Origin of the sequence: Variovorax sp. dw_954 (assembly GCF_018449755.1) — a bacterium.
Lineage (GTDB): Bacteria > Pseudomonadota > Gammaproteobacteria > Burkholderiales > Burkholderiaceae_C > Variovorax.
In genome coordinates, this window is sequence record NZ_JAAVVD010000001.1 from 323,344 (window position 1) to 342,240 (window position 18,897).

General features: G+C 66.4%; 17 protein-coding genes. 7 read left to right on the forward strand and 10 right to left on the reverse strand.

Annotation, left to right across the window (positions count from 1 at the left end; all coding sequences use genetic code 11):
• Positions 1–14: 14 nt before the first annotated feature.
• Together HB681_RS01485 and mpl are read right to left on the reverse strand one after the other, a co-directional pair.
• A complete protein-coding gene (locus tag HB681_RS01485; protein ID WP_213953301.1) occupies positions 15–524 on the reverse strand; it encodes a cupin domain-containing protein in 510 nt (169 codons plus the stop codon).
• A complete protein-coding gene (gene mpl, locus HB681_RS01490) occupies positions 521–1,966 on the reverse strand; it encodes a UDP-N-acetylmuramate:L-alanyl-gamma-D-glutamyl-meso-diaminopimelate ligase (RefSeq protein WP_213952967.1) in 1,446 nt (481 codons plus the stop codon). The genes HB681_RS01485 and mpl overlap by 4 nt, the downstream gene beginning before the upstream one ends.
• Before the next feature lie 69 nt (positions 1,967–2,035).
• On the opposite strand from mpl, the gene HB681_RS01495 reads away from it, so the two are divergent.
• The 7 genes from HB681_RS01495 to HB681_RS01525 all read left to right on the forward strand — a co-directional run bounded on the left by HB681_RS01495 (position 2,036) and on the right by HB681_RS01525 (position 8,448).
• Positions 2,036–2,638, forward strand: a complete 603-nt coding sequence (locus HB681_RS01495) for a hypothetical protein (protein ID WP_213953302.1) — start codon at positions 2,036–2,038, stop codon at positions 2,636–2,638.
• Positions 2,635–3,189, forward strand: a complete 555-nt coding sequence (locus tag HB681_RS01500) for a TlpA disulfide reductase family protein (protein WP_213952968.1) — start codon at positions 2,635–2,637, stop codon at positions 3,187–3,189. Before HB681_RS01495 ends, HB681_RS01500 begins: the two co-directional genes overlap by 4 nt.
• Before the next feature lie 101 nt (positions 3,190–3,290).
• A complete protein-coding gene (accB, locus tag HB681_RS01505; RefSeq protein WP_213952969.1) occupies positions 3,291–3,752 on the forward strand; it encodes an acetyl-CoA carboxylase biotin carboxyl carrier protein in 462 nt (153 codons plus the stop codon).
• 3 nt (positions 3,753–3,755) lie between these two features.
• Positions 3,756–5,105: an acetyl-CoA carboxylase biotin carboxylase subunit gene (accC, locus tag HB681_RS01510; RefSeq protein WP_213952970.1), complete on the forward strand. Its 1,350-nt coding sequence runs from the start codon at positions 3,756–3,758 to the stop codon at positions 5,103–5,105.
• Between the two features lie 12 nt (positions 5,106–5,117).
• On the forward strand, positions 5,118–5,999 hold the full coding sequence (gene prmA, locus HB681_RS01515; protein WP_213952971.1) for a 50S ribosomal protein L11 methyltransferase: 882 nt from the start codon (positions 5,118–5,120) through the stop codon (positions 5,997–5,999).
• Positions 6,000–6,096: 97 nt separating this feature from the next.
• Entirely contained in the window at positions 6,097–7,497 is a 1,401-nt protein-coding gene (locus HB681_RS01520) for a DUF3426 domain-containing protein (RefSeq protein WP_213952972.1), read from the forward strand.
• 48 nt (positions 7,498–7,545) lie between these two features.
• Positions 7,546–8,448 carry a carbohydrate kinase family protein gene (locus HB681_RS01525; RefSeq protein WP_213952973.1) on the forward strand — a complete coding sequence of 301 codons (903 nt, stop codon included), beginning with the start codon at positions 7,546–7,548 and terminating at the stop codon, positions 8,446–8,448.
• 145 nt (positions 8,449–8,593) lie between these two features.
• Here the strand turns inward: HB681_RS01525 and HB681_RS01530 are convergent, their stop codons facing one another.
• The 8 genes from HB681_RS01530 to ccsA all read right to left on the reverse strand — a co-directional run bounded on the left by HB681_RS01530 (position 8,594) and on the right by ccsA (position 18,800).
• Positions 8,594–9,052, reverse strand: a complete 459-nt coding sequence (locus HB681_RS01530) for a histone H1-like DNA-binding protein (RefSeq protein WP_213952974.1) — start codon at positions 9,050–9,052, stop codon at positions 8,594–8,596.
• A gap of 193 nt (positions 9,053–9,245) precedes the next feature.
• Positions 9,246–10,487, reverse strand: a complete 1,242-nt coding sequence (locus HB681_RS01535; protein WP_213952975.1) for a ribonucleotide-diphosphate reductase subunit beta — start codon at positions 10,485–10,487, stop codon at positions 9,246–9,248.
• A gap of 141 nt (positions 10,488–10,628) precedes the next feature.
• A complete protein-coding gene (locus HB681_RS01540; RefSeq protein WP_213952976.1) occupies positions 10,629–13,553 on the reverse strand; it encodes a ribonucleoside-diphosphate reductase subunit alpha in 2,925 nt (974 codons plus the stop codon).
• 383 nt (positions 13,554–13,936) lie between these two features.
• Positions 13,937–14,530: a 1,6-anhydro-N-acetylmuramyl-L-alanine amidase AmpD gene (gene ampD, locus HB681_RS01545; protein WP_213952977.1), complete on the reverse strand. Its 594-nt coding sequence runs from the start codon at positions 14,528–14,530 to the stop codon at positions 13,937–13,939.
• The gene (locus HB681_RS01550; protein ID WP_213952978.1) at positions 14,527–16,059 is read right to left on the reverse strand and encodes a sigma 54-interacting transcriptional regulator; all 1,533 of its coding nucleotides are present in this window, start codon (positions 16,057–16,059) and stop codon (positions 14,527–14,529) included. Before HB681_RS01550 ends, ampD begins: the two co-directional genes overlap by 4 nt.
• Positions 16,060–16,063: 4 nt before the next feature.
• Positions 16,064–17,764, reverse strand: a complete 1,701-nt coding sequence (locus tag HB681_RS01555; RefSeq protein ID WP_213952979.1) for an ATP-binding protein — start codon at positions 17,762–17,764, stop codon at positions 16,064–16,066.
• Entirely contained in the window at positions 17,761–18,006 is a 246-nt protein-coding gene (locus tag HB681_RS01560; RefSeq protein WP_213952980.1) for a PP0621 family protein, read from the reverse strand. Before HB681_RS01560 ends, HB681_RS01555 begins: the two co-directional genes overlap by 4 nt.
• Positions 18,003–18,800 (reverse strand): cytochrome c biogenesis protein CcsA, encoded by a 798-nt coding sequence (gene ccsA, locus HB681_RS01565; RefSeq protein WP_213952981.1) that lies wholly within the window; start codon positions 18,798–18,800, stop codon positions 18,003–18,005. Before ccsA ends, HB681_RS01560 begins: the two co-directional genes overlap by 4 nt.
• Positions 18,801–18,897: the final 97 nt, after the last annotated feature.

Sequence of the window (18,897 nt, forward strand, 5' to 3'; positions counted from 1 at the left end):
CATTCCGGGGTGCATCAGATCAGGCTGGCCAGTTCCGGCCAATGATGGCGCAGGACTGCGGCTTCGTCGCCGTCCGGCGCCATGAGTGAGAAGTCCGCGAAGTCGAAGCCCGGCGCAACCATGCAGGCGGCCAGGCTGTAGTCGCCGCTGCTGTGCGCGACGAGCGGCCGCGCGGCCTGCCACTGGCCGGCAGGCACCATTTGCTGCGGCCGCGTGCCATGCGCGTCGACCGGCCCAAGGCGCGCATGGGCAGGCGCGGTGCGCAAGGCAGCGTCGCAGGTCCAGAGCGCGATCGGCACGCCTTCGAGGTGGACCCACACCTCATCGGACAGCACCCGGTGCCACCGCGACTGCTGCCCCGCTTCGAGCAGGAAATAGATGCTGGTCAGCGCGTCGCGCCGCGGCCGGCCCTGCTGCGGGTCCACCTGCCCCGTCGAGCGGAACACTTCGCGATACCAGCCACCTTCCGGATGCCGCTGCAGCCGAAGCACTTCGATCAATTCTTGCGCACGCATGGCGTTCAGCTCCCCCCGTCCAGGGCCGACAGGAGCTTTTCGTGGATGCCGCCGAAGCCGCCGTTGCTCATGCAGACGATGTGGTCGCCCGGCCGTGCTGCGTACACCACTTGCGCGACCAGCGGCGCAATCTCGCCGGCCACCTGCGCGCGTGCGCCCATCGGCGACAGCGCCGCGGCAGCATCCCAGCCGAGTCCGGCCGTGTGGCAGAACGCGAGGTCGGCCTGTTCCAGGCTCCACGGCAATTGCGCGGCCATGGCGCCGAGCTTCATCGTGTTGCTGCGTGGCTCGAACACGGCCAGGATGCGGTCGGGCCGGTTTCCGCGGGCATCGAGCTGGCGGCGCAGGCCGTCGAGCGTGGTGTGGATGGCTGTTGGATGGTGCGCGAAGTCGTCATACACCGAGATCGCGCCGCCATTGCGCTCCACGGTGCCACGTAATTCCATGCGCCGGCGCACGTTGCGGAAGGATGCGAGCGCGGCGGCTGCTTCCGCCGGCGGCACGCCCAGATGGTCCGCCGCCGCGATGGCGGCCAGCGCGTTCATCTGGTTGTGCAGGCCCGAGAGCGCCCATTCCACGCGTCCGACCACCTCGCCCTGGCGCAGCACGTCGAAGGCATCGTGAGATCCGCTCGCCTGCCACTCGCCGCCTGCACCAAAACGCGCCAGTTCGCTCCAGCAGCCCTGGGCCAGCACGCGGCGCAGGCTGTCTTCCGTTGCGTTGGCGACCACGCGGCCGCTGGCGGGCACCGTGCGCAGCAGATGGTGAAACTGCCGTTCGATGGCGGCCAGGTCATCGAAGATGTCGGCGTGGTCGAACTCGAGGTTGTTCAGCACCGCGGTCCGCGGCCGGTAGTGCACGAACTTGCTGCGCTTGTCGAAGAAGGCGGTGTCGTATTCGTCGGCCTCTATGACGAACGGAGCCCCCATGCGCGCCAACTCGTGCGACTGGTCGCCGACCGAGCCCGGTCCGCCTGCGCCCAGCCGCGCCGACACCTCGAAATTCAACGGGACCCCACCCACGAGGAAGCCCGGCGCCCGGCCAGTGGCTTCGAGAACCCAGGCGAGCATCGATGTTGTCGTTGTCTTGCCGTGCGTGCCGGCCACCGCCAGCACGTGCCGGCCCTGCAGCACCTCTTCGGCCAGCCATTGCGGGCCGCTGGTGTAGCGCAGGCCGGCGTCGAGGATCGCTTCCATGAGCGGGAACTTGGCGCTGCCGTCGTCCAGCCGTGCGCGCGACACCACGTTGCCAACCACGAAGACATCGGGCTTGAGCGCCAGCTGCTCCGCGCCGAAGCCTTCGATCAAGTCGATGCCAAGTGCGCGCAACTGGTCGCTCATCGGCGGATAGACGCCGGCATCGCAACCCGTGACCTTGTGGCCGGCCTCCCGCGCCAGCGCCGCGACGCCGCCCATGAACGTACCGCAGATGCCCAGAATATGAATATGCATCGGTCGATTTTAGGGATGCGGCCGACCGCGACGCCTGTGTGCAAGCCGCCTTGCGGGCAGAATGCCGGCATGGATATGTCCAAGCGTGAAATCGCCGCTGCCGCCGCGCGCCTGGTGGTCGAGGAAGGGCTCGAGTACGGGCCGGCGAAGCGTCGCGCGCTGCGCGATCTCGGGCTGCCCCAGCGCACCGCCTTGCCCAACAACGACGAGGTCGAAACCGAGGTTCGCGACTACATCGCGCTCTATTGCGCCGACACCCAGCCCGCCGAATTGCGCGCGCTGCGCGAACTGGCTCTTCAATGGATGGAGCGGATGGCGCCGTTCAGGCCCCATGTCGGCGGTGCGGTGTGGCACGGCACGGCGACCCGCTTGTCCGACATCTACATCCAGCTTTTTTGCGACGACTCGAAGTCGGCCGAGATTTCGTTGATCGACCACCATGTCGACTACGAACCCCGCATGGTCACGGGCTTCCATGGCGAGCAGGTCGAGGCGTTGAGCGTGCACGCCCCATGCCGCCCGCTCGGTGAGGAAATCGGCGTCCACCTGCTTGTCTACGACCTGGACGATTTGCGCGGCGCGCTCAAGCCCGACGCGCAGGGACGCGCGCCGCGGGGCGATCTGAGCGCATTGCGACGGGTGATTGAACAGGAAAGAGCAGGCAGGGAATGAACGACAGTCCGAATCCGGGCCGGCGTGGCTGGCTTTTCGGCGGCGTGGCGTTCCTGGCCGCAGCGGCCGGCGCTGGCGGCGCCTGGTGGAAAGGGCGCCCAGGTACGTCCGACGCGAATGAGCCGATGGACGCGGCGTTCTGGGCGCGGCGTTTCGAGCGTCCGGAAGGCGGCGAAATGGACTTCGCGGCGCTGCGCGGCAAACCGCTGCTGGTCAATTTCTGGGCGACATGGTGTCCGCCCTGCATTGAAGAATTGCCGATGGTTGATCGTTTCTTTCGCGATCAGGCGGCCAACGGCTGGCAAGTGATCGGTTTGGCCATCGATCAGCCGAGCGCGGTACGCAAGTTCCTGGAGCGCACGCCGGTTTCCTTTCCCATCGGCCTTGCCGGCATGGAAGGTACGGAGTTGCTGCGCCAGCTTGGCAATACGGGTGGCGGCCTGCCGTTCACAATGGTTGTCAACGCGGAGGGCGGCGTGGCCGCACGTAAGATGGGCAAACTCGAACCCGCGGACCTCGATGCCTGGCGACGAGCGTCCGTTCACGGCTAGAATCCGCCCATAACGCGGCATTTGGCACTAAAACGCCAACAATCGCCGATTTTCAGGCGAGTTGATACATATGACCGGCAAAAGCTGGCGCTTGGAGGCCCATGGATCTTCGTAAGCTAAAGACACTGATCGACCTCGTGTCTGAATCCAATATTTCCGAACTTGAGATCACCGAAGCCGAAGGCAAGGTGCGCATCGTCAAGGCCGGCGCGTCGGCGCCCATGCAGTATGTGCAGACGCTCGCGGCACCCCAGCCTGCGCCCGCGCCAGCGCCGGGACAGGCTGCTGAAGCCTCGGCGCCCGCGCCCGCCGCGGTGGCCGCGCCCGCTGGCCACACGGTCAAGTCGCCGATGGTCGGCACTTTCTACCGCGCTTCAAGCCCCGGCGCCCCGTCTTTTGTCGAAGTCGGCAGCCAGGTAAAGGAGGGCGACACGATCTGCATCATCGAGGCCATGAAGATCCTCAACGAGATCGAAGCCGACAAGTCCGGCACGATCACGCAGATCCTCGGCGAGAACGGCCAGGCCGTCGAGTACGGCCAACCGCTGTTCATCATCGAGTGACCGATGTTTAAGAAGATTCTGGTCGCGAATCGGGGGGAGATCGCCCTGAGAATTCAGCGCGCCTGCAGCGAGATGGGCATCAAGGCCGTCATGGTCTATTCGGAAGCCGACCGCGACGCCAAGTACGTCAAGCTGGCCCAGGAAGCGGTCTGCATCGGCCCGGCGCCGTCGTCCCAGAGCTACCTCAACATGCCGGCCATCATCTCGGCGGCGGAAGTGACCGACGCCGAGGCGATCCACCCCGGCTACGGCTTCCTGAGCGAAAACGCCAACTTCGCCGAGCGCGTCGAGCAAAGCGGCTTCCAGTTCATCGGCCCAACGCCCGATAACATCCGCACGATGGGCGACAAGGTCTCGGCCAAGCAGGCCATGATCAAGGCCGGCGTGCCTTGCGTGCCGGGCTCCGAGGGCGAACTCTCCGACGACGCCGCCACCAACAAGCGCATTGCGCGCGCGATCGGCTATCCCGTCATCATCAAGGCCGCGGGCGGCGGCGGCGGGCGCGGCATGCGCGTGGTGCACACCGAAGCGGCCCTGGTCAACGCGATCCAGATGACCAAGGCGGAAGCCGGCGCGGCGTTCAACAACGCGGCCGTCTACATGGAGAAGTTCCTCCAGAACCCGCGCCACATCGAGATCCAGGTCCTGGCCGACAAGTTCAAGAACGCGGTGTACCTCGGCGAACGCGACTGCTCGATGCAGCGGCGCCACCAGAAGGTGATCGAGGAGTCGCCCGCGCCCGGCATTCCGCGCAAGCTGATCGAGAAGATCGGCGAGCGTTGCGCGGCCGCCTGCAAGAAGATCGGCTACCGCGGCGCTGGCACCTTCGAGTTCCTCTACGAAGACGGCGAGTTCTACTTCATCGAGATGAACACGCGGGTGCAGGTCGAGCATCCGGTCACCGAGTTCACCACCGGCATCGACATCGTCAAGACGCAGATCATGGTGGCGGCCGGGGAAAAGCTACCCTTCACGCAGCGCCAGATCGAGATGCGCGGCCATGCGATCGAATGCCGGATCAATGCCGAGGACGCGTGGAAATTCACGCCGTCGCCGGGCCGCATCACGATGTGGCATCCACCGGGCGGACCCGGCGTGCGCGTCGACTCGCATGTCTACACCAACTACTTCGTGCCGCCGAACTACGACTCGATGATCGGCAAGATCATCTGCTACGGCGACACCCGCGAGCAGGCCATGGCGCGCATGCGCACCGCCTTGAACGAGACGGTGGTCGAGGGCATCCAGACCAACATCCCGCTGCACCGCGAGTTGATGGTCGACGCCAAGTTCATGGCCGGCGGCACCAACATCCACTATCTCGAAGAGTGGTTGGCGGCGCACAAGCGCTGAGCGGCCCAGCCGGTGTTCGAACTTCGCTTGCTGGTTCCCGAGGACGGCGTAGAGAACGTCAGCGACGCGCTGGACGCGTTGGACGCACTGAGCGTTTCGGTCGAAGACGCGGATGCGCAGACCGATTCGGAGCAGGCGCTGTTCGGCGAACCCGGCATGCCGCCGCCGAAGGAAGGCTGGCAGCGCTCGCGCGTGATCGCGCTGTTTCCTAACGAGGCTGCCGCGCGCGAGGCTGCCACGGTACTGGAGTTGCAGGACTTCTTCCAGGGTTGCACCATCCTCGGCGTGATGGATGTCCCGGAGCAGGACTGGGTGCGGCTGACGCAATCGCAGTTCGCGCCGGTCGAGATCACGCCCGAGTTCTGGATCGTGCCGACCTGGCATGAACCGCCCGCGCAGGCCAGGCAGGTGATCCGGCTCGATCCGGGCCTGGCCTTCGGCACGGGCACGCATCCGACCACGCGCATGTGCCTGCGCTGGATTGCGGTGCATGGACTCGCGGGGCAGCGCGTGCTGGACTACGGCTGCGGTTCCGGCATCCTGGCGATCGGCGCGGCAAAGTATGGCGCGGCGCGCATCGACGCAGTCGACATCGACGAAGCCGCTGTCGAATCGACCCGTCTCAATGCCGAGGCCAACGCCGTTCAACTGAATGCGGGGCTTCCGGACGTAGCCGAAGGCCGCTACCAGACCGTGTTGGCCAACATCCTGGCGACGCCGCTCAAGCTGTTGGCGCCCCTGCTGTGCGGCCATGTCGCGCCCGGTGGATCGCTGGTGCTGGCCGGCATCCTCGAGCGGCAGGCCGAAGAGCTGAAAGAGGCCTATGCGCCGTATGCGCGCCTGCAGGTCAGCGACAGCGAGGACGGCTGGATTCTCATGACCGCCACGGTCTGAGGGTTCGCTCGCAGTGTTGCCTGCGCTGGACATCGCGTGAACGGGGCGCGGTCCCTGGCGCTTCGGCTGCGGGCGCGCCACCTACAATGCCCGCCCAATGAGCCTTGTCACCCGCTGCCCTTCCTGTGAAACCACGTTCAAGGTGGTTCGCGACCAGCTTCGGATATCGGATGGATGGGTTCGATGCGGTCGTTGCAGCCAGGTGTTCGATGCAACCCTGGAACTGCGCGAAGCGCCCGATGCGGTCAGCATGCCGGCCGCGCCTGCCGGGGAAGCCGTGGAGCCGAAGGTCGCCGAGGCAGCTGAAGAGCATGACGAGCCTCTGATCGAGATCGACCTTCCGATTGACGCGCCGGAGCCGCAGCTCGCGCGGATGGCGCTGACGCGCAAGGATTCGCAAGGCGAAGACGAAGGCGAAACGAATCCGAAGTCCGAGCCAGAAGCAGGGCCAGGACCGGAGACAGAGCCGGAGTCGGAGTCGGAGCCAGGGCCGGAACCGGCGTCAGGGCCGGAGCAGGAGCAGGAGCAGGAGCCAGGACTTGAGCCAGAGTCAGAGCCGCAGCCGGAGTCAAATCTGCAGTTGCAGCCAGCCTTCCCCGATGCCGCCACATTCGCGCCGCACCCGGACTGGCCGTCGCTGGACTTGATCGCCGATGACCCGTGGCCTTCGTCGTTCACCGAGTCGCCGACGGCTGAGCCAGCGAGCGCCGCGCCCTCGACCGAATCCGTGCCTGCACTGGCGCAGCACTCGCTCACCAGTTCCATCGCGGCATTGGACGATTTCTCGGCATTCGTCGATCAATCCGGCAACGCGCAACTGCAAAAGGCCTTGCGCCAGGCGCGCATCGAAGCCGTGCGAAATGCCCGCGCGCGCAGGGCCGCGGCCGCTGCAGCATCCGGGGAGGAAGCGCCGCTCCCCGCGCCCGTGGTCACCTCGGCCAGCATCATCGAAGCGCCGGCCGAACCTGCAGCAGCCTTGCCGCCCTTTGCACAAGCGCCCGCTGCGGTCCGAAGCGAGCGCAGGTCCGGCGGCTTCATCATCGTCGCGCTCATCCTTCTTGCCGTGCTGCTCGGCCTGCAGTGGGCGCGCCACGAACGCGACGCGCTTGTCGCACGCGAGCCTTCCCTGCGGCCGGTGGTGGAAGTGCTGTGCAAGTTCACGGGCTGCGAGATATCGGCGCTTCGGCAGATCAGCGCGATCACCATCGACGGCGCGTCATTCGCCCGCGACAAGACCGGCGACGGCTACCGCCTCGACTTCACCTTGCGCAGCAATGCGACGACGCCGCTGGCCATGCCGGCCGTGGAGCTGTCCTTGCTCGACACGCAGGAGCGCACCGTGGTGCGGCGCGTGCTGATGCCGGCCGACTTCGGCGCGCCCGCGGTGCTCGGGGCCAAGGCCGAACGCGTCGCATCGTTGCCGCTCGCGCTCAGCGGACCCGATGCCGCCGCGATGTCGCCGGTGGCCGGCTACCGGGTAGTGGCCTTCTATCCTTGAGCGCTTCGCGCGCTTTCGTCCAATCCTTCCAACACCTCAGGGCTCAACATGGCAGCAGTGATTTGCGGTTCCCTCGCGTTCGACACGATCATGAATTTCGAGGGCCGCTTTGCCGACCAGATCCTCCCTGACCAGTTGCACATCCTGAACGTGTCCTTTCTCGTGCCCGGCTTGCGGCGCGATTTCGGCGGCTGCGCCGGCAACATCGCGTATGCGCTCAATGCGCTCGGCGGCAAGGCCCTGCCGATGGCGACGGTCGGCAGCGATGGCGCCGACTACGTTGCACGTCTCAACGAACTGGGCGTTGGCACCGAGTTCGTCCGCACGGTGGCGGATGCCTACACGGCGCAGGCGATGATCATGACCGACCGTGACAACAACCAGATCACGGCCTTCCACCCGGGTGCCATGCAGCAGGCGCACATCACGCGCATCGCGGCACGTCCGGACCTCAAGGTCGGCATCATCTCGCCCGATGGCCGCGATGCCATGCTGCAGCATGCCGAGCAGTTCAAGGTCGCGAGCATTCCCTTCGTCTTCGATCCGGGCCAGGGCTTGCCGATGTTCAACGGCGACGAGCTGTCGCACTTCATCGAGCAGGCCGACTGGGTCACGGTGAACGACTACGAAGGCAAGATGCTCAGCGAACGCACCGGATGGAGCAGCGCCGACATTTCGCGGCGCGTGCGAGGTCTCGTCGTCACACTGGGCGCGGAGGGATGCGAGGTCTGGATCGACGGTGTCATGTCGCATGTGCCGGCGGTCACGCCAGCGGCCGTGGTCGATCCCACGGGCTGTGGCGACGCCTGGCGTGGCGCGCTGCTGTTCGGCCTGGAGCAAGGCTGGCCGCTTGCGAAGTGCGCGGCCCTGGGCAATCAGGTCGGCGCGCTCAAGATTGCGCAGCGCGGCCCGCAGAACTACACGGTCGACAGGAAAGCACTCGGCCTCTGATACCGGCGCCATGCCATTCCATTCGAGGAACATGGCGGGTCCGGCACTACCGGGCCGATGGTGCCCGGGCTTGAGCAACTCGAAATAATAAAAAAGCCCGACACCTTGCGGTGCCGGGCTTCGCCGATCAGGGCCTCTGAATGACTCAGGGCTTGCTGGCCGTCGGGAACGGCCATGCAGCTTGAGGGTTCAGCGTCGTTTGTGCCGCAGGGGCAGGGGCGACGGCGGCCTTGGCGGGTGCTTTCGCAGCCTTCTTGGCGGCAGGCTTGGCAGCAGGCTTCTTCGCGGCTTTCTTGGCCGCAGCCTTCTTTGCAGGGGCCTTCTTGGCAGCGGCCTTCTTCGCCGGCGCCTTCTTTGCAGCGGCCTTCTTGGCCGGCGCAGCCTTCTTGGCAGCGGCCTTCTTCGCCGGAGCTGCCTTCTTCGCCGCGACCTTCTTGGCCGGCGCCTTCTTTGCAGCGGCCTTCTTCACCGGAGCTGCCTTCTTCGCCGCGACCTTCTTGGCCGGAGCCTTCTTCGCAGCCGGGGCCTTCTTTGCCGCGACCTTCTTCGCCGGAGCCTTCTTTGCAGCGGCTTTCTTCGCCGGCGCTTTCTTTGCAGTTGCCATTTCTTTCTCCTTGATCAAGTTGAAAAATCAACCTCTTGAAGCACTCCACGCCCGCTTGTGAGCGTGAAGCGATTCATGGCGTTGGATATCAAGCTCCAGCACCATGAACACCGTCGCCTTTTCAGTCGCCGCACTCTCTGGTGCGATGTGCGCTGATGGCAATTCTTGAATGCATTGTTGTTCTGAAAACGTCTCAGTCCCAGGAAAGGGCACCACCCGATTGGTATTCGATCACACGGGTTTCGAAGAAATTGCGCTCTTTCTTCAGGTCGATCATTTCGCTCATCCACGGGAACGGATTCTCTTCGTTCGGGAAGAGTGTCTCAAGGCCAATCTGCTGTGCGCGACGATTCGCGATGTAGCGCAGGTAGCCCTTGAACATGGATGCGTTCATGCCGAGCACGCCGCGCGGCATGGTGTCTTCGGCGTAGCGGTATTCGAGTTCGACGGCCTTGAGGAAGAGGGTCTTGATCTCGGCCTTGAACTCTGCGGTCCAGAGGCCGGGGTTCTCGAGCTTCAATTGGTTGATCAGGTCGATGCCGAAGTTGCAGTGCATCGACTCGTCGCGCAGGATGTACTGGTACTGCTCGGCGGCGCCGGTCATCTTGTTCTGGCGGCCCAGCGCAAGGATCTGCGTGAAGCCGACGTAGAAGAACAGGCCTTCCATCAGGCAGGCGAACACGATGAGCGACTTCAACAGCGTCTGATCGGTCTCGTGCGTGCCGGTGTGGAAGTGCGGATCGCTGATGGCCTCGATGAACGGAATCAGGAACTGGTCCTTCTCGCGGATCGACGGCACTTCGTTGTATGCGTTGAAGATCTCGCTTTCGTCCAGGCCGAGCGACTCGACGATGTATTGGTACGCGTGCGTGTGGATCGCTTCCTCGAAGGCCTGGCGCAGCAGGAACTGGCGGCACTCGGGTGCGGTGATGTGGCGGTAGGTGCCCAGCACGATGTTGTTGGCGGCCAGCGAGTCGGCGGTCACGAAGAAGCCGAGGTTGCGCTTGACGATGCGGCGCTCGTCTTCGGTGAGGCCGTTCGGGTCCTTCCACAACGCGATGTCGCGCGTCATGTTCACCTCTTGCGGCATCCAGTGGTTGGCGCAGGTGGCGAGGTACTTTTCCCAGGCCCACTTGTACTTGAACGGCACCAGCTGGTTGACGTCGGTCTGGCCGTTGATGATGCGCTTGTCGGCGGCCTTCACGCGGCGTGCGGCAGGCACGGTGGGCATTGCGCTGGCAATAGTTGCAGCCGTGCGCGAAGGAACGGTGGCGCCGTCATCGAGCATGCGCGACGCGACGGCGGCTTGAGGAATTTGCGGAGTCGGGACTTCCATCGAGCGGCCGGTTGGTGCGCCGTGATTCGTGGAGTGCTGCAATCCGTGTTGCATGTCCTTCGATGAGGAGGGCTTGACTTCTTCGTCCCAGGTCAACATAGAAAAATCCAGTGCTCAAATTATGTGAGCAACGATGTGATATGCAAAGTGCTCGTTCACATCGCGCTCCAATTATCTTGTTCTTATGTTGCTCACGAGCATCGACTCTTGTGAGTCGATGCCGCGCAATTCACACAACGATTACTGACACGCTTCGCATGTCGGGTCATCGACACCGCAGAAAGCGATGTCGGTTGCAGGCATCGCATTCATCTGCGCTTGCGCTGCGAGCGCAGCCGCTTCGAGTGCGCTCATCTTCGGCGTGGCATCGCCACCCGATGACACTGCGTTCAAGCGGCCCGATTGCACCGTCGATTTCTCGGCGTGCGTGGCGCTCTGCGTGCGCAGGTAGTACGTGGTCTTCAAGCCGCGCAGCCATGCAAGCTTGTAGGTGTCGTCGAGCTTCTTGCCCGAAGCGCCGGCCATGTAGATGTTGAGCGACTGCGCCTGGTCGATCCACTTCTGGCGGCGCGATGCGGCTTCGACGAGCCACGTGGTCTCGACCTCGAAGGCCGTGGCGTACAGGGCCTTGATGTCTTGCGGCACACGATCGATCGGACGCAGCGATCCGTCGAAGTGCTTCAGGTCCATCACCATCACGTCGTCCCACAGGCCCAGGCGCTTGAGGTCGTGCACCAGGTAGTGGTTGATGACGGTGAATTCACCGGAGAGGTTCGACTTGACCGACAGGTTGCCGAAGCAGGGTTCGATCGAGGCGTCGACGCCGATGATGTTCGAGATCGTCGCGGTCGGTGCGATGGCAACGCAGTTGGAATTGCGCATGCCGTCGGTCTTGATCTTCTGGCGCAGTGCGTCCCAGTCGAGCGTGGCCGATCGGTCCACTTCGACGTAGCCGCCGCGGGCCTTCTCGAGCAGGTCGAGCGTGTCGATCGGAAGGATGCCCTTGTCCCACAGCGAGCCCTTGTAGCTCGAGTACTTGCCGCGTTCGCGTGCCAGGTTGGTCGAGGCCCAGTAGGCGTGGTAGCAGATCGCTTCCATCGATTCGTCGGCGAACTGCACGGCCTCTTGCGACGCATAGGGAATGCGCAGTTCGTACAACGCGTCCTGGAAGCCCATCAGGCCCAGGCCCACCGGGCGATGGCGCATGTTGGAGTCGCGCGCCTTCTTCACGGCGTAGTAGTTGATGTCGATCACGTTGTCGAGCATTCGCATCGCGGTCGAGATGGTGCGCTTGAGCTTTTCCTGGTCGACCTTGCCGTCCTTCAAGTGCTGCAGCAGGTTGACCGAGCCGAGGTTGCACACGGCGGTCTCGGTGTCGCTGGTGTTGAGCGTGATCTCGGTGCAGAGGTTGGACGAGTGCACGACGCCGGCATGCTGCTGCGGCGAGCGCACGTTGCAGGCGTCCTTGAACGTGATCCAGGGATGGCCCGTCTCGAACAGCATCGTGAGCATCTTGCGCCACAGGTCGGTGGCGGGCACGGTGCGCGAGGGCTTGATGTCGCCGCGCGCGGCCTTCTCTTCATAGGCCACGTAGGCGCGCTCGAAATCGGCGCCGAACAGGTCGTGCAGGTCGGGCACGTTGGAGGGCGAGAACAGCGTCCAGTTGCCCTTCTCCATCACGCGGCGCATGAACAGGTCGGGGATCCAGTTGGCCGTGTTCATGTCGTGCGTGCGGCGGCGGTCGTCGCCGGTGTTCTTGCGCAGTTCCAGGAACTCCTCGATGTCGAGGTGCCAGGTTTCGAGGTACGTGCAGACCGCGCCCTTGCGCTTGCCGCCCTGGTTCACCGCCACGGCCGTGTCATTGACGACCTTGAGGAAGGGCACGACGCCTTGCGATTCGCCGTTGGTGCCCTTGATGTGGCTGCCCAATGCGCGAACGCGGGTCCAGTCGTTGCCCAGGCCGCCGGCGAACTTCGACAGCAGCGCGTTCTCCTTGATCGATTCGTAAATGCCGTCGAGATCGTCGGGCACGGTCGTGAGGTAGCAGCTCGACAGTTGCGAGCGCAGCGTGCCGCTGTTGAACAGCGTGGGCGTGCTCGACATGAAGTCGAAGGAGGACATCACTTCATAGAACTCGATGGCGCGGGCTTCGCGGTCGATCTCGTTGAGCGCCAGGCCCATGGCGACGCGCATGAAGAAGGCTTGCGGCAGTTCGATGCGCGCCTTGCGCACGTGCAGGAAGTAGCGGTCGTACAGCGTCTGCAGGCCGAGGTAGTCGAACTTCAGGTCGCGTTCGGCCTTGAGTGCGCCGCCGAGCTTGACCAGGTCGTACTGCAGCAGCTTCTCATCGAGCAGTTCGTTCTCGACGCCCTTCTTGATGAAGTGCGGGAAGTAGTCGGCGTAGGCGGTGGCGCGTTCGGCCGGCGCCACTTCGCGGCCCAGGATCTCGCGGAAGATCGTGTGCAGCAGCAGGCGGGCGGTGGCGAAGGTGTAGTCGGGGTCCTTCTCGATCAGCGTGCGGGCGGCCAGGATCGAGGCCTTGTAGACCTCGTCGAGCGGCACGCCGTCGTAGAGGTTGCGCATCGTCTCGGCCTGGATCGGCGCGGCCGTGATGCTGGCGCCCAAACCCTCGCAGGCCGATTCGATCAGGCCCTTGAGTTCCTCGATGTCGAGCGCGACACGTTCGCCGCGGTCCAGCACGTGCAAGGTGGGCACGGCAGTTGGCGCGGCCTGCACGTTCTGGCTGGCGCGCTCCTGGGTGCGGCGCTCGCGATAGAGCACGTAGGCACGTGCGATTTCATGGTGGCCGCCGCGCATCAGGCCGAGCTCGACCTGGTCCTGCACGTCCTCGATGTGGAAGGTGCCGCCGCCCGGACGTGAACGCACCATCGCGCGCACCACGGCCTGGGTCAGTCCTTCGACGGTCTCGCGCACGCTGGCGGAAGCCGCGCCCTGGGTGCCGTGCACGGCCAGGAAGGCTTTCATCAGCGCGATGGCGATCTTGTTTGGCTCGAACGAGACCACTGCGCCATTGCGGCGGATGATCTGGTAGTGCGCGAGCGCATCCGCCGACAGCGTGCCGGCGACGTCGCGCGGCTGGTTGCTGGCAGCGGGGGTGGAGGACGAGGGGCGTGGCGTGGCGGGGGTGTTCAGTGCTGTCTGCATTCGGATCCTCGGGTTGCGACTGTTGTTGTGGCGAGCGGCGCTTGGGGCATTGCGAGCCGAGCGTGCCGCAGCATGGATGTAAGTTTGTTTGTAACGGAATATGTCCGACCGAGCGCACACTATATCTAGTGTCCATAGGGCCTACAAGCCACTAGATGTAGTGTTTGTCATGAATCTCAAACGCCACATCCCGCGGGTTTTTCTGGATGCCGCGCGCGAGCGCCCGTGGTTGCTGGACTACTTTGTCACGATCCAGTAATGATGCGGGTTGCCGGTCGATTTGGGCCCGCAGACCGCATGGTTGCTGCACGCGGGCGTTGATTTCCGCTGCGCCAGGGGCTTGGAGCGCGACCCATCGCGACGGCTTTCGCGATTGAGAAAATTCAGCGGAGGCCGGTGCTTTCGGGGAACATCGTGTGGGGCCAGGCCAACGCGCCTTGCAGGGCGAGCCAGTCGAAACCGCTGCCCGGGTCCTGTTTGCGGCCGGGGGCGATGTGCTCGTGCCCCGCGATGAAGGCCACCGGGTAGTGCTGCGCGAGCACCGGGCACAGGCTGGCCAGGGTCTCGTACTGGGCGTCCTCGAAGGGCTCGCCTTCCAGGCCCTCGAGTTCGATGCCGATCGAGTCGTCATTGCAATTGTCGCGGCCGCGCCAGCGGGAGGCGCCGGCATGCCATGCGCGCTCGTCGCAGCTGACGAACTGCCACAACTCGCCGTCGCGCCGCACGTAGAAGTGACTGGAGACCTGCAGGCCGCGGATGCGGTCGAAATACGGGTCGGCATCCCAGTCGAGCCGGTTGGTGAAGAGCTCCTGCACCTGATGGCCACCGTAGACGCCCGGCGGCAGGCTGATCGAATGCAGCACGATCAGGTCGATTTGCGCGCCGGCGGGGCGGGGGCCGAAATTGGGAGATTCCAGGCGCCGGGCGAATCGGTACCAGCCCGCCTGCCAGAGGCCGGCGTCCGACTTTCCATTCATCCGGCGTCGTCCAGCGTTCCGACGCCGCCGTCGTCGCCGTGCGGCGTGCTGATGCCGAGACGGGCGATGCGGTAGCGGATCTGGCGCAGGCTCAGGCCCAGCCGCGCGGCTGCGGCGGTGCGGTTGAAGCCGCTCTCCTGCAGGGCGCGGACCAGCACTTCGCGCTCGTGCTGGTCGAGGTAGGACTGCAGGTCCGAAGGCATCGCCGGCCGCGCCGTCGGGCGCTCGCGCGCTGGCGTCACCGCCTCGGCCGCTGTCAAGGGTAGGGCGGCCGCTTCGAAAGGCGCTGCGCTGTTGCTCATGAAGTCCAGGTGCAGTTCGTCCCCGTCATTGAGGGCGACCGCGCGGTGCAGAAGATTCTCGAGTTCGCGGACGTTGCCTTCGAGCGGATGGTCCGCGAGCCGCGCGATCACGTCGGAGGTCAGGCGCGGCACCGGCATGCCGCCGTCCTGCGCGATGCGCGCCAGCAGCGCGTTGCACAGCGCAGGCAGGTCCTCGCGTCGGTCGCGCAGCGGCGGCACCGAGATCTCGATCACGTTGAGCCGGTAGAACAGGTCCTGCCGGAAACGGCTGGCCTGCACCTCGGCATGCAGGTCCTTGTGCGTTGCGCTGACGATGCGCACGTCGACCGCGTCTTCCTGCGTGGAACCGATCGGCCGCACGCTGCGCTCCTGGATCGCGCGCAGCAGCTTGGACTGCATCGCGAGCGGCAGGTCGCCGATCTCGTCGAGGAACAGCGTGCCGCCGCGCGCCGCCTGGAAATAGCCGTCGCGGTCGGCCGCGGAGCCGGTATAGGAGCCCTTGCGCGCGCCGAAGAATTCGGCTTCCAGCAGGTTCTCGGGGATGGCGCCGCAATTCACCGCGACGAAAGGGCCGTCGCTGCGCTGGCTGCAGGCATGCACGGCGCGCGCGACCAGTTCCTTGCCGGTGCCCGACTCGCCGCGCACCAGCACCGGCGCCATGCCGCGTGCGACCTTGGCGATGTGCGACTTGATGAGCCGCATCGGCTCCGACTCGCCGACCAGGCGTTCCAGCGCCCGGTCGCCCAGCGTCGTGGACGGGGTCGGTCCGCGGCCCTCGCCGACGGACGGAACGGCAGCCGGGTGGGCCGCCTTGGCCGCCGGCACGGCCGCCTGCGGTTGGCGTTGCACGGCCGAAGCCACCACCGCGCGGAACTGTTTGAGGTCGACCGGCTTGGTGAGGTAGTCGAAGGCGCCGGCCTTGAGCGCCTCGACCGCGTTCTCGGCGGAGCCGTAGGCGGTCATCACCACGCAACGCTCGCTGCGCTGGTCCTTCTGGATGCGCTGGATGATCTCCATGCCGAGCCCGTCGGGCAACCGCATGTCGGTGATGACGGCGTCGAAGCGGCCGGCGTCGAGATGCTCACGCGCTTCCGACAGGCTGCCCGCCGCTTCGACGCGATAGCCCTCGCGTAGCAGGGTGAGTTCGTAGAGCGTGCGCAGGTCGGGCTCGTCGTCGACGACCAGGATCTGCGCCGGCAGGACGGCGGTGGGATGGTGGGTGCTCACGCCGCTATTGTGTCAGCCGCGTCTCCGCGGCGGCAAAGACGACGAAGAATTCGTTGCCCTCGGGCCCGGTCGCGGCAAGCGGCCGGCGCTCGTAGCCGATGGTGGCGCCGTGCCGCTCGCAAAGCTCCCGGCAGATGAACAGGCCCAGCCCGCTGGAGCGGCTTTCGGACGAGAAGAAGGGCTCGAACAGGTGCCGCTGCACCGCCGGCTCCAGCGGCATGCCGTCGCTCCACACCTGCAGGGTGGCGCGGCCGCGCTGCGCGGTCGCGGTCGTCACCTGGATGGAGCCGTCGCGGTCGCCCGCATAGCGCGCAGCGTTGTCGAGCAGGTTGACCAGGATGCGGCGCAGGTGCTCGACCTCGAAGCGCACGTCGCGCCCGCCGGCGTCCAGGGCCAGCAGCACCCCCTGGCGCCGGGTCTGGCGCACCCATTCCTCGGCCAGCGTGCGCACCGTGGCGTCCAGCGCGACCAGGTCGCCCAGCGGCAGCGAGCGTTGCTGCCGGGCGCGCGACACGTCGAGCACGTCGTCGACGATGCGCGCCAGGCGCTGCGCGTTCTGCTGCACCATCGCCGTCAGCTGGCGGTGCGACGGGTCGACGAGGTCCTCGCCGAGCAGCGCGCTGGCCTGGGTGATGGCGGCCAGCGGATTGCGGATCTCGTGCGCCACCGCCGCCGACATGCGGCCCATGGCGGCCAGCTTCTCGGTGCGGATGCGCGCCTCCAGTTCGCGCAGGTCCTGCAGGAACATGACGCAGAGGCTGTCGATGCGCCGGTCGTTGGCCGGCGTCAGGCGGGTGCGCACGCGCACCTCGCGTGGCGCGCCGCCGGCCTGCGCGATCGGCATCTCCTGGGACTGCGGCTGGCGCTGCGAGAAGGTCTCGTCGGCCAGCACCGCCAGCGAATGCCACGCCGGATGGGCATCGAGCTCGAAGGGCAGCGCCATCGCGGCCAGGCCGCGCCCGAGGATCGCGTCGGCCGCCGGGTTGGCCGAATGGACGCGGCCCTCGGCGTCGATCACCAGCACGCCTTCGCTCAGGGTCTCGATGACCAGGTCGTTCACCTGCGCATGCAACTGCGCGGTGCTGCGGCTGCGCAGAGCCAGGGCCTCCTCGCGGGCCAGGCGCAGGGCCAGCTGGTGCGCCAGCAGCGCCACGACGAAGAGGCCGGTGCCGGTGAGCGCGGCCTGCAGGAAGCGGGTCGACGGATCGCCCGAATGGTCGAGCCATTGCCAGCCCGCGTCGCCCAGCAGCAGCAGCGAAACCGCCGCCGTGGTGCCGAGGCCGACCGAAGCCGTGCCCAGTACCGCGCCCATCAGCACCGGCAAGGCGAACAGCGGCGTGTAGTTGATGCTGCCCGGCGACTGCACCAGTTGCAGCACGGTGAAGGTGGCCAGGTCGATGCCGATCGAGGCCAGCCATGCGCCCCGGAAGCCGCGGATGGGCGGGCGGAAGGGCACATAGCGCATGGCGCCGAGCACGGCCGCCAGGTAGAGGAGCGAGATGACCAGCGCGGTCGGGTGGATCGCCGGGCTGATGCCGACGCTCACGCCCTGCAGCATCACCAGCACGGCGGCCACGAAGCTGCGCGCCGTCATGAAGCCGCGCCAGAGGCGCTGCAGCGCCGGGCTGTCCGCCTGCGGTGTCTTGTCGAGGGTGCCCCATTCGCTGCCGGGCTCGCCGCGCGACCAAAGCAGCGGGGAACTCATCCGGCCGCGGCCTGGCGGTGCGCGATGCTGCAATAGACGCCACCGCCGGGTCCGGCGATGGCGTCGCTCGCCGGCAGGTGCAGGCCGCAATGGGCGCAGCGCACCATCTCTTGCGGCTCACCCGCGCGCCGGGGCGCGGATGGTTTCGCGGCCCGTGCGGCCTCTTCCATTTCCTCGCGGCGATTGCGGCGCCACAGCCAGATCGCCACCGCGACCACGAACAGCACGAGCAGGTATTTCATGCGACGCGGTCCAGCATGACTTCGAGCACGAAGCGCGAGCCCACATAGGCCAGCACCAGCAGCGCCGCACCCGCGTAGAGCACGCGCCGCGCCGTACGCCCGCGCCAGCCGACACGCGCACGTCCGGCCAGCAGCACCGCGAAGCAAAGCCAGGCCAGCACCGAGAGCACGGTCTTGTGGTCCCACTTCCAGGCGCGGCCATAGAGCGTTTCGCTGAAAAAGAAGCCGGCCAGCAGCGTGGCCGTCAGCAGCGCGAAGCCGGCGGTGACGAAGCGGAAGGTCAGCCGCTCCAGCGTGAGCAGGGGCACGCCGGCCTCCGGATCGTTGGCGCGGCGGATCTGCTTCTCTGCGCGGGTGATGAGCCACGCATGCACCACGGCCGCGCCAAAGAGCCCGTAGGACGCGATGCCCAGCGCCAGGTGCAGGGGCAGCCACGGCGACGCGGACACATCGAGCGGCTTGCCGGGAAAGAAAGTGGCCACCAGCACCGTGGCGGCCGCCAGCACAGCCAGCGCGCGGCGCACGGTGAGTTGGGGGTACATGCGGCTTTCGATGCCGTAGACCGTGAGCACCAGCCAGGCCGTCACGGAGAGCGCGGGCGCCCAGTCGAACCGGGGTTGTGCGCCGACGAGACCCTGCACCAGCGCGATACCGTGCAGCACCCACGCGAGGATCAGCAGCCATTGCGTGGCCGAGCGGCTCAGGCGGGAGGCCGCGACCGCGGTCACGCCATAGGCCGACGCGGCGGCGATGCCCAGTGCCACGCCGAGCGGGGAGGGGCTCGCTAAAATCATCAGCCGAGTTTAATGCGCTGGAGATTGTCACCAGCCTCCTGCGTCGGCCCGTTTCCGGCGTCGCGGCCCGTCGGCAGGCAGCCCGGCGCCACCGGCT

Excerpts from the sequence above, each read along its gene's own strand:
- mpl (WP_213952967.1), bottom strand. The coding sequence starts at position 1,966 with ATGCATATTCATATTCTGGGCATCTGCGGTACGTTCATGGGCGGCGTC.
- HB681_RS01495 (WP_213953302.1), top strand. The coding sequence starts at position 2,036 with ATGGATATGTCCAAGCGTGAAATCGCCGCTGCCGCCGCGCGCCTGGTG.
- HB681_RS01500 (WP_213952968.1), top strand. The coding sequence starts at position 2,635 with ATGAACGACAGTCCGAATCCGGGCCGGCGTGGCTGGCTTTTCGGCGGC.
- accB (WP_213952969.1), top strand. The coding sequence starts at position 3,291 with ATGGATCTTCGTAAGCTAAAGACACTGATCGACCTCGTGTCTGAATCC.
- accC (WP_213952970.1), top strand. The coding sequence starts at position 3,756 with ATGTTTAAGAAGATTCTGGTCGCGAATCGGGGGGAGATCGCCCTGAGA.
- HB681_RS01520 (WP_213952972.1), top strand. The coding sequence starts at position 6,097 with ATGAGCCTTGTCACCCGCTGCCCTTCCTGTGAAACCACGTTCAAGGTG.
- HB681_RS01525 (WP_213952973.1), top strand. The coding sequence starts at position 7,546 with ATGGCAGCAGTGATTTGCGGTTCCCTCGCGTTCGACACGATCATGAAT.
- HB681_RS01530 (WP_213952974.1), bottom strand. The coding sequence starts at position 9,052 with ATGGCAACTGCAAAGAAAGCGCCGGCGAAGAAAGCCGCTGCAAAGAAG.
- HB681_RS01535 (WP_213952975.1), bottom strand. The coding sequence starts at position 10,487 with ATGTTGACCTGGGACGAAGAAGTCAAGCCCTCCTCATCGAAGGACATG.
- HB681_RS01540 (WP_213952976.1), bottom strand. The coding sequence starts at position 13,553 with ATGCAGACAGCACTGAACACCCCCGCCACGCCACGCCCCTCGTCCTCC.
- ampD (WP_213952977.1), bottom strand. The coding sequence starts at position 14,530 with ATGAATGGAAAGTCGGACGCCGGCCTCTGGCAGGCGGGCTGGTACCGA.
- HB681_RS01555 (WP_213952979.1), bottom strand. The coding sequence starts at position 17,764 with ATGAGTTCCCCGCTGCTTTGGTCGCGCGGCGAGCCCGGCAGCGAATGG.
- HB681_RS01560 (WP_213952980.1), bottom strand. The coding sequence starts at position 18,006 with ATGAAATACCTGCTCGTGCTGTTCGTGGTCGCGGTGGCGATCTGGCTG.
- ccsA (WP_213952981.1), bottom strand. The coding sequence starts at position 18,800 with ATGATTTTAGCGAGCCCCTCCCCGCTCGGCGTGGCACTGGGCATCGCC.